7 protein-coding genes and 1 pseudogene are annotated in these 7,792 nt (G+C 71.4%); 6 read left to right on the top strand and 2 right to left on the bottom strand.

Annotated features, from left to right (window positions below):
* Positions 1-236: pseudogene (locus K6I34_RS04730) on the top strand (asparagine synthetase B); the annotation flags it as partial.
* Positions 237-327: 91 nt separating this feature from the next.
* Here K6I34_RS04730 and K6I34_RS04725 read toward each other — a convergent pair.
* Positions 328-663, bottom strand: coding sequence for a helix-turn-helix transcriptional regulator (locus tag K6I34_RS04725; RefSeq protein ID WP_229322792.1), 336 nt, complete (start codon positions 661-663; stop codon positions 328-330).
* Positions 664-786: 123 nt separating this feature from the next.
* Here K6I34_RS04725 and K6I34_RS04720 point away from each other — a divergent pair, with 123 nt between their 5' ends.
* The 4 genes from K6I34_RS04720 to K6I34_RS04705 all read left to right on the top strand — a co-directional run bounded on the left by K6I34_RS04720 (position 787) and on the right by K6I34_RS04705 (position 4,979).
* The gene (locus tag K6I34_RS04720; protein ID WP_229322791.1) at positions 787-1,989 is read left to right on the top strand and encodes an MFS transporter; all 1,203 of its coding nucleotides are present in this window, start codon (positions 787-789) and stop codon (positions 1,987-1,989) included.
* A 175-nt stretch (positions 1,990-2,164) separates the two neighbouring features.
* A complete protein-coding gene (locus tag K6I34_RS04715) occupies positions 2,165-3,247 on the top strand; it encodes a sensor histidine kinase (protein WP_229322790.1) in 1,083 nt (360 codons plus the stop codon).
* Positions 3,244-3,900 carry a response regulator transcription factor gene (locus K6I34_RS38545; RefSeq protein WP_229322789.1) on the top strand — a complete coding sequence of 219 codons (657 nt, stop codon included), beginning with the start codon at positions 3,244-3,246 and terminating at the stop codon, positions 3,898-3,900. Before K6I34_RS04715 ends, K6I34_RS38545 begins: the two co-directional genes overlap by 4 nt.
* A gap of 176 nt (positions 3,901-4,076) precedes the next feature.
* On the top strand, positions 4,077-4,979 hold the full coding sequence (locus K6I34_RS04705) for a LysR family transcriptional regulator (protein ID WP_229322788.1): 903 nt from the start codon (positions 4,077-4,079) through the stop codon (positions 4,977-4,979).
* A 51-nt stretch (positions 4,980-5,030) separates the two neighbouring features.
* Here K6I34_RS04705 and K6I34_RS04700 read toward each other — a convergent pair whose 3' ends face one another.
* Positions 5,031-5,504 (bottom strand): hypothetical protein, encoded by a 474-nt coding sequence (locus K6I34_RS04700; RefSeq protein WP_229322787.1) that lies wholly within the window; start codon positions 5,502-5,504, stop codon positions 5,031-5,033.
* A gap of 169 nt (positions 5,505-5,673) precedes the next feature.
* Here K6I34_RS04700 and K6I34_RS04695 point away from each other — a divergent pair, with 169 nt between their 5' ends.
* Positions 5,674-7,764 carry a restriction endonuclease gene (locus tag K6I34_RS04695; RefSeq protein WP_229322786.1) on the top strand — a complete coding sequence of 697 codons (2,091 nt, stop codon included), beginning with the start codon at positions 5,674-5,676 and terminating at the stop codon, positions 7,762-7,764.
* Positions 7,765-7,792: the final 28 nt, after the last annotated feature.

Genomic DNA, 7,792 nt, shown 5'->3' with positions numbered 1-7,792 from the left:
GCCCCTACCCCACCACCCAGGACCCGGCGTACGAGCTGGCCCTGCGCACCGAACTCGGTGCCGTGCTCGCGGACCCCAAGGCGCCCGTGCTGCCGCTGCTGAACCAGGAGGCCGTCAAGCGTCTGCTGGGCACCCCGCTGGGGAACATGAGCGCACAGTACGAGCGCTCGGGGCTGGAGATGGCCCTCTCCCTCAACTCCTGGCTCTCGGCCTACGAGGTCGGCCTGGAGCTCTGACGCGGGACCTGGTGGCGGGGCCGACCCCCGCGGCCGCCACCGGGCCCGCTGTGCCCTGCCCTGCCCCGGCCGGGGCAGGACAGGGTTGCCGCTACGGGTGGGCCTCCGGGGAGGTGTAACCGCACTCCACCGCGTGCCCCAGCAACTGCTCGAGAAGGCCCGGGAACCGGCTCTGGAGCTCCTCCAGACGCAGCGAGTTGTAGCACCGTGTCCCTTCGGAGCGGACGAACAGCATGCCCGCCTCGCGGAGGATTTTCAGGTGGTGGGTCATCGTCGACTTGGCTATGCCGCCGCCCAGTTCACCGGCCGTGCGCTCGGACCCGTCCGCCAGGGCGACCGCGATGCCGAGGCGTGTCGCATCACTCAGCGCGAAGAGCACGGCGGGCAGATCGATGTCCGCGATGTCGGGGTGGAAGTAACGGCGCACCTCTCAAGAATCGCACACCCGGACGCGGGTTCCCTGGCCGAAAACCGACCATTCCGCTTGCGCCCGGCGACGCCGATCCGGCTATGTTCCATTGCACTACGATCATCGAACAAAGGAGCCCTGGTGAAGCTCGTCTACCTCTTGGGGCTGGGTGCCTTCGCCCTCGGCCTGGACGCCTACGTCACAGCCGGGCTGCTCCCAGTCATCGCGGACGACTTCGACTCGTCCGTGTCCGCCACGGGTCAGATGGTCACGACGTTCACCCTGGCCTACGCCATCGCGTCCCCCATCTTCGCCGCGCTGCTCTCCGCCAGCCGGGCGCGGCTCGGACTGCTCGGCGCCCTCGCGGTGTTCTCGCTGGCCAACATAGGCAGCGCCCTGGCCGGGAACCTGCCGGTGCTGCTGATCACGCGGGCGTTCGCGGGAGTCGGCGCGGGTCTCTACCTCGCGCTCGCGGCGTCGGCCGCCGCGTCGCTGATCGACAAGGAGCGCCGTGGCCGGGCTCTGGCCATCATCATGGGCGGCATGAGCTCCGGCACGGTTCTCGGTGTTCCCGCCGGTGTCTTCATCGCCCAGCACCTGGGGTGGCGCACCACTTTGTGGATCGTCGCCGCCATCGGGCTCGTGTCCTGCGTCGGCCTGGCCCTCCGCCTGCCCGTCCTCCCCGCGACGTCGTCGGTGACCCTGCGACAGCGGGCAGCGGTCATCGCGGACCCGAGGGTGGCGTCCATCGTCGGCGTCTCCTTCTTCGCGGCGGTGGCCAGCCTCGGCCTCTACACCTACTTCGCCCCCGTGATGGAGAGCGACGGCATGGGGAGCGTCGGCAACGTCACCCCCTACCTGTGGGCCTGGGGTATCGGTGGCGTCATCGGCAGCGTGCTGATCGGCCGCCTTGTCGACAAGGCTCCGCGCCCCTGCACCCTCGTGGTCGGCATCCTCGTCCTGCTCGTCCTCTCGCTGCTCGCCTTCCGCGCCATGGCGGCCATCCACCCGCTGATCGCCCTGGCGCCCATCGCGGTCTGGGGCGGCGTGGGCTGGGCGCTCCAGGTCCCGCAGCAGAACGACCTGCTCGCGGCCCGAGGCGAGAACGGCGGCCCGGTGGCTGTGGCGCTCAACGAATCCGCGCTCTACCTGGGCAGTGCGGTCGGCTCCGGACTGGGCGGTGTCGCCTTCTCTCTCGGCTGGGACAGCTCGGTGCTGCCCCTGTGGGCCGCGGGCTTCGCGCTGGCGGGCCTGCTGCTCCAGGTGACCGGGGTCCGGATCTCGGCGGCCCGGCGCCCGGACCGGACGGCGTCCCCGGAGGCCGCACCCGAGGCGGCGCTTTGACCTGCTGACATCCCACAGCCCGGGACGGGAAGGTCTTCGCTCTCCCCGTAGGACGCCGTACGGCCCGCCGCCTATAGTGACCATGGGGCGGCGGGCCTGCACGTCGTCCTTTGCCATGTGTTGCCGCAGGAAGCAGGGGCGGCAAGTGCCGGGCGTAGGGGGCGTTCTGACACATATGGACCACAGTTGCGGGGTTGTCTCCGAAGCACTGAGCCGTTACGAGCCCGCCATCCTGGCGGACCTGAGAAAGGCTCTGCAGGACCGCGGTAACGAGATCGCCGACCCCCTTGTGTGGGACGAGACCTGTCAGCAGGCGCGGGGCATCATCGAGGACTGTGCCGCGTCCCTGCGTCATGGCCGGCGGCAGCCCGACGAACGGGCCCTCGTCACATCGGCACGGCTCGGGCTGCGCAACGCCTCCAGGTCCGTCCACCCCGCCGCCGTGATCCGTGCCTGCAGCGTGCTGTTCGACGTGAGCCTGCCCTATCTGCGCAAGGCGGCCGCGAAAGCTCCTCCCGAGCGGGGCGAGGACCTGCTCCTGCTCACCCTGCACACGTTCAACCGCAGCGTCGGCAGCCGCGTCGAGGCCCTGATGCGGGGGTACCACTCCTACCTCCTGACCCAGGTCGGGGAGGCGAACACGGCGGACAGGCTGCGGCTGTCCCGGGATGTGCACGACCATCTGGGCAATGCCCTCGCCACGGCCCTCCGCTTCCTGGAACTGCACGCGGCCGAAGAGACGGACGGCGTTCTCCCTTCGCGTCTCGCCGGTGCCCACAACGCCGTACAGGAGGCCATCGGCAATATCCAGGCGCTGGTCAACGGGTTGCGCATCCGGATTCCCGGGACCGGCCTCGAAGCCTCCCTGAACGAGTTCCTCGAATCCGTCGGCACCCATCAGGTCCGCGTCGACGTCGTGGTCTGCGGCGATGAGGGCTGGGTCGCCCCGGACCGCCGCCAGGAGGTCTTCGTCATCCTGCGGGAGTGTCTGCGCAACGCCCTCAGCCATGCCCGGGCGGAACGCATTGTCGTCTGGGTGGACATCACACCTGACGAGATCAACGCGACGGTGGAGGACGACGGTATCGGCTTCGACCCCACCACCCTCGCGCCCCGGACGGACAGCGGCCTGTCGTCGGTGCGGGAGCGGGCCGGACTCCAGGGCGGCTCGGTCGACTGGCATAGCGGCAGCGGAGCCGGCACACGGGTGACGCTGTGCATACCGAGCCACCGCGACGGCACGGAGGGCGCCGCGTGAACCGTCCGTCCGTCCGTCTCGTGATCGCCGACGACCACACGCTCCTGCGCCAGGCCCTGGCAGATCTGCTGGGTATGGAGGGGGACTTCACGGTCGTCGCCACGGCCGGGGACGGCCCTTCGACGGTCGAGGCGGTGCGCACCCACCAGCCGACCGTCCTCCTCCTCGACGTCGAGATGCCGCGCAGCGAGCCCGGGGACATCATCCGGAAGGTGGCCGCCGCCGCACCGGATACCCGGGTCATCATCCTCACGATGCACGCCGACACCGAGCTCATGCAGCATCTGAGCCGACTGGGGATCAGCGGGTACCTGCACAAGGGTGTGGACCGACAGGCTCTCGCGGGGGCGATCCGCGCGGCCGCCGCGGACGATCAGACCGTGCACGTCGCGCTGCCCCGAGAGGCGCCTCCCGCGTCCGTGTCCGCCGTGCCGGATGCCGGGCCCGCCCGTCTGACCGGCCGGGAGGTGCAGGTTCTGCGCCTGGTTTCCCGCGCGATGAGCAATCGTCAGATCGCCCGCGAGCTCGCACTGAGCGAGGGTACGGTCAAGCGGCACCTGCGGAACGTCTTCAGCAAACTGGGAGCCGTCTCCCGGATCGATGCGGTGAACAAGGCGGTCGACGCCTCGGTCCTGTCCCCGCCGAACAGGTGAGCCGCAGAGGTGCGGGGTGCTCCGTGGGCCCCGCCCTGTATTCCGAAGGCGGTACCCGGGTGTTTCCTTCGGTCCGTCCGGGGATCCTCTGGCCCACGCCCGCCATTTCCGTGTAGCCCGTACGTATGGTCGACCTGGGCCTGCCAGGGGGATGTGGGTCCGGAAGAGGAGCAGCGATGTCAGCCATGGATGTCGGCCTTCGGCACCTGCGGGATTTTCTCGCGGTTTCCGACACCCTGAGTTTCACCCGCGCGGCCGCCGAACTCGACACGACGCAACCGGCGCTGAGCCGTTCGATCCGCCGCCTCGAGGAACTGATGAACGTTCGTCTCTTCGACCGGACCACCCGCGAGGTCTGTCTGAGCAGCGCCGGGGTGGAACTGCGCGAGAAACTGATCGATCTGTTTCCACGCCTCAAGTCCGCGCTGCTACCCGACGGTACGAGCGCACCACTGCGGCTCGGGTTCTCCTGGCTGCTGCCCGATGGGTGGCTGCATGCCGCCATCGCACGCTTCGAGGAGGAGACGGGCGTCGCCGTGGACTTGGTGCGGCAGGACGAGCCGACGTTCGGCTCCGACCGAGGAGCCGTCGACCTGGCCATCGTCCGGGGGCACTGGCAGGCGGGCGGCACGCATGTCACTCGTCTCGGCGAGGAGCCCTACGTCGCGGCGATGTCCTCCGCCTGTGCGCTGTCCGGGCGAGACCGGGTCACCCGTGGCGAGCTGCTCGAACGCCCACTGCTCATGCTCCCGGGCACCGGCGTGGCCTTCGAGGAATGGGCCGGTCCCCGGGCCCGGGCGGCCTCGACGCGTTGCCGGAACTTCGACGAATGGCTGGAGTCGGTGGCCGCGGGCAGGGGGGTCGGGCTTGTGCCCGACCTTGTGCTCCGTCGCCGGCTTCACCCGCTCGTCGTCTTTCTGCCCGTCATCGGCCCACCGAGTGCGCCCTTGGCCCTGGCGCGCCCGGTCCAGGGCGCCCATCCCCTGGCCGGCAGGTTCGCCGAGCTGGCCCAGGAGGCCAGGGCCGCCGCCCGGCGCGGCCTCGTACCGGCCCGCTCCTCGGCCATGGCGGCGGCCTGAGGGGGGGCGAAGGGGCCGCCTCGCACGCCGCCCCGCATGCCCCCCCGCGCGTCACTTCGGCGGGTCCTGCAGATCCGAGATCACCAGGCTGTCCAGCCGCACCTGGTACCAGACGTCCTGCGTGGCACCGCTGCCCCAGCGTTCCGTGACGACCACCGTGGTGTGGCCCATGCCGCTGCCCTCGTAACGGGTGGTCCAGGAGTCCGGGACGTTCTGCGCGCGGAAGACGGGGTCGGCGTCGTGGAGGTCGGCCCACGCGTCCAGGCGCTTGTTCAGCTCCGGGGTCAGGTACTTCGCACGCACCTGAGCAGGCGTCTGCTTGCCCTTGTGGAGCGTCGCCTGGCGGTAGTCGCGCAAGAAGGCGTCGACCCGGACCTCGGCCCGGGACTGCTGTGCCTGGACTGCGGCGGGAGCGACGGGCGGGGCGGCCGTGTCGGCAGTGCCGGCCGCGACGGCCGATGCCGTCAGCGGACCGGCTGTCACCAGAAGCGCGGTCGCGGCGGCCGTGGTGGCGCAAAGCCTCATACGGTTCAAGCGGTTCAAGCGGCTCAAGGTGTTCATGGACTAAGCACGTACCCATAAATGCGCACATCACTCGTCCGAGTGGACCTTGAGAGATCATCGGCGCGGCTAGAGTCGGAATACGGTCGATCCGGGGCGCACGGGGTGTCCCGAGGGGAGGACAAGTTTCCGCATGAGTCGTCGCTCCAATGGACTGATAGGCCTCTGGGCAGAGGCACAGCGTCAGCAGCAGCGGCAGCGCGAGGCCGCTCACCGCGAACGGATGCAGGCGCAGCGGGAACAGGAGCGGCAGCAGCGCGCCTACGAGCGGGAGTCCGCCCGGCTCGACCGCGAGCAGCGGGCCGCGTACCGGCAGGCCAGGGAGGCGGAGGCCCGGCAGCGCACGGAGGAGCTGGAGGCCCGGGTCGCAGAGCTGACCGGGTTGCTGGCGGCGGGGTGCCGGGAGCGGCCGTTCACCGTGGCCGCGCTGCGCAGACCGGAGGAGATCGAGCCGTTCCAGCCCGGGCACCTGGCCCATCCGGTGACCATGCCGGATCCGGCCCAATACCGCTTCGCGCGGCAGCAGTTCGAGCGCGACTGGCACGCCGCGCAGGCCGCTGAGGCGCAGCGGCTGCAGCAGCTGGGCGTGTACCGGCAGCAGTACGACCAGTGGGCGGCCGGGCGCCTCGCCGAGATCCGGCAGTACAACGCGGGTGTCGCGGAGACGGCGGACGCGTTGCGCGAGCGCGACCCCGACGCGGTCCGCGACTACTTCTCCGCCGCGCTCTACGCCTCGCCCGTCTGGCCCGAGGAGTTCCCGCACCAGGTGACGGCCGCGTACGACCCGGGCGCGCGGCAGCTGGTGCTCACGACGGAGCTGCCGGGGTACGAGATCGTGCCGGAGGCGAAGGCGGTGCGCTACATGCCGACCGCCGACCAGGACAAGGAGACGGCGCGCCCGGCGGCGCAGCGCCGTGCCGTGTACCGGGACGTGCTGGCGCAGTGCATGTTGCTGACGGTGCGTGAGGTGTTCGCGGCGGACGAGTTCGGGGCGCTGGAGTCCGTGGCGCTGAACGGCTTCGTCGACGACCACGACCCGGTGACCGGGCGCAGGGCGCAGATCGTGCTGGCGGCGGTCCAGGTCTCCCGGCAGGTCTTCGACGGGCTGCACCTGGCGCAGGTCAGCGCGGTCGACTGCCTGGTGGACGGGCTCGGCGGGCAGCTGTCCGCGCGTCCGGACCAGCTCGCGGCGGTGCGGCCCGGCCGGATGCCCGACGAGGTGGGCCGGGCCGTGGTCTCGCACGGCGGCGGTGACGACCCGGATCTGTACGAGATGGACCCGATCGAGTTCGAGGCACTGGTCGCCGAGCTGTTCCGGGCGCGCGGGATGCAGGCCGTGATGACGACGCGCTCCAACGACGGCGGAGTGGACGTCGAGGCCATGGACCCGGACCCGATCAGCGGCGGCCGGATCATCGTGCAGGTGAAGCGGTACCGCAAGACGGTGCCGCCGACGGCGGTGCGCGACCTGTTCGGGACGGTGCAGGGCGCGGGTGCGAACAAGGGCGTGCTGGTGACGACGTCAGGGTTCGGCCCCGGGTCGTACACCTTCGCCAACGGCAAGCCGCTCACCCTGGTTTCCGGGGAGGAGCTCGTCGCCCTGCTGGCGCGGCACGGGCTGCGCGGACGGCTGGGCTCCGGGGCGGGGACCACGGCCGCGACCCGGCGGGCCGCCGCTGCCGCCGCCGCGTCGGCGGTGCCCGGGCCCGAGCCGGTCGCGGAGCCGGAGACGGCGGCGGGCGACCACAACGTGCTGGGCATGTCGTGGGCCGGGCGGGTCGCCCTGGACGTGTGCGCGCTCGTCTGCCAGGGTTCGCGGGTGCTCGGCGACGAGCACTTCGTCTTCTTCAACAACCCGGCGACGCCGGACGGTTCGGTGCGCTCCGTGCCCGCGACCGGCGGGGACAAGGCGGCGCTGCGGGTGGCCTTCGACGCCCTGCCCGCGGCCGCGGACCGGCTGGTGCTGGCCGCCGCGATCGACCCGGAGGTGAACCCGGACGCCGACCTGTCGGAGTTCACGCAGGCGCGCATCCGGCTGTCGGACGCGGCGGGGGCGGAGCTGGGGCAGCTGGAGGTCTCCGACGGGCGGCCGGGTGAGACGGCGCTGGTGCTCGGCTCCTTCCGGCGGCGCGCGAACGGCGACTGGGACTTCGTCGTCGGCGGCCAGGGCTACCCGGGCGGCCTCTCGGCGCTGGTCCAGGACCACGGCATCGAGGTGGCGTAAGCCATCTGCCGGTGGGTGGACGGGTGGG

Origin of the sequence: Streptomyces sp. UNOC14_S4, from assembly GCF_020740835.1 — a bacterium.
GTDB lineage: Bacteria > Actinomycetota > Actinomycetes > Streptomycetales > Streptomycetaceae > Streptomyces.
The sequence above is the reverse complement of the archived record's forward strand: the minus strand, read 5'-3'. Positions and strand labels throughout refer to the sequence as shown.

What these genes read in the sequence shown, in the direction of transcription:
- K6I34_RS04705 (WP_229322788.1), top strand. Translation starts at nt 4,077, where the DNA reads ATGTCAGCCATGGATGTCGGCCTTCGGCACCTGCGGGATTTTCTCGCG.
- K6I34_RS04695 (WP_229322786.1), top strand. Translation starts at nt 5,674, where the DNA reads ATGAGTCGTCGCTCCAATGGACTGATAGGCCTCTGGGCAGAGGCACAG.
- K6I34_RS04715 (WP_229322790.1), top strand. Translation starts at nt 2,165, where the DNA reads ATGGACCACAGTTGCGGGGTTGTCTCCGAAGCACTGAGCCGTTACGAG.
- K6I34_RS04700 (WP_229322787.1), bottom strand. Translation starts at nt 5,504, where the DNA reads ATGAGGCTTTGCGCCACCACGGCCGCCGCGACCGCGCTTCTGGTGACA.